The sequence below is a fragment of the Rhodopseudomonas sp. BR0G17 genome (assembly GCF_010907025.1).
Classification (GTDB): Bacteria; Pseudomonadota; Alphaproteobacteria; order Rhizobiales; family Xanthobacteraceae; genus Rhodopseudomonas; species Rhodopseudomonas palustris_H.
On record NZ_QUML01000244.1, the window covers coordinates 1 to 387 of the forward strand.

Sequence of the window (387 nt, forward strand, 5' to 3'; positions counted from 1 at the left end):
GAACTTGCGGATCGGCCTGCGCGGCTCGCCGCGGTCCTCCACCAGATCGGCATGGCGCCGGGTGACCGCGTTGCGATGCTCGCGCTGAATTCGGATCGCTATCTGGAGTACATGCTCGGCGTCTGGTGGGGCGGCGGTGCGCTCAATCCGGCGAATACCCGCTGGAGCGCGGCCGAAGTCGCCTTTTCTCTCGACGATTGCGACACCAACATCTTGCTCGTCGATGATCATTTCCTATCGTGGTGCGACGACCTTCGGGCGCTCAGCAGGTCGCTGAAGACGATCGTTTACTTCGGCGACGGTATCGCGCCCGAAGGCGTGCTGCACGCTGAGCAATTGATGCGGGAAGCCCGGCCGGTGGGAGATGCACGGCGCGGAGGCGATGAT

1 protein-coding gene is annotated in these 387 nt (G+C 64.1%); it reads left to right on the forward strand.

The features are described 5' to 3' along the window. Positions 1–51: 51 nt before the first annotated feature. Positions 52–387: AMP-binding protein (locus DY467_RS26930; protein ID WP_502706466.1), on the forward strand; the 336-nt coding region annotated here is incomplete at its 3' end.